A 543-nucleotide genomic window follows, 5' to 3' on the forward strand; every position below is an offset into this window, starting at 1 on the left:
TCGGAATCGCGCACCTCGCCCACCATGATGACGTCGGGGTCCTGTCGCACGAACGACCGCAGGGCCGCCGCGAAGGTAAGCCCGATCGACGGCTTGGCCTGCGATTGGCAGAGCCCGGCGATTTCGTACTCCACCGGGTCCTCGATCGTCAGGATCTTGCGGCTGGGCTCGTTGAGGATCGAGAGCACCGTCGCGAGCGTCGTGGTCTTTCCGCTGCCGGTGGGACCCGTCACCACGATCATGCCGTGCGGCAAGGTCAACAGCCGGCGCAACATGGCCTCGTCGCGCGGCGCGAATCCGAGCTTCTCGATTACCAGCAGGCCGCGATCCTTCGGCAGCAGGCGGATGACCGCCGATTCCCCGTGCTGCATCGGCATAATGGCGACACGCACGTCGATCTCCGAGCGCGCGACCCGCACCCGCGCGGCACCGTCCTGAGGCAGCCGGCGTTCGGCGATGTTGAGGCCGGCCAGGATTTTTATTCGAGAGATTACGGCCTGCGGCAGTGCGCCGGCGGGGGTCGGAACGACTCGCAGCAGCCCG

Annotated in this window: 1 protein-coding gene; it reads right to left on the reverse strand. The window is 67.2% G+C overall.

Going from position 1 to position 543, the window contains the following annotated elements:
- A partial coding sequence (locus tag ABTU92_RS29840; protein ID WP_408095158.1) for a GspE/PulE family protein occupies nt 1-543 on the reverse strand: 543 nt, incomplete at both ends.

Source organism: Rhodoplanes sp. SY1 (assembly GCF_046000175.1).
In the GTDB taxonomy this organism is placed as follows: domain Bacteria; phylum Pseudomonadota; class Alphaproteobacteria; order Rhizobiales; family Xanthobacteraceae; genus Rhodoplanes.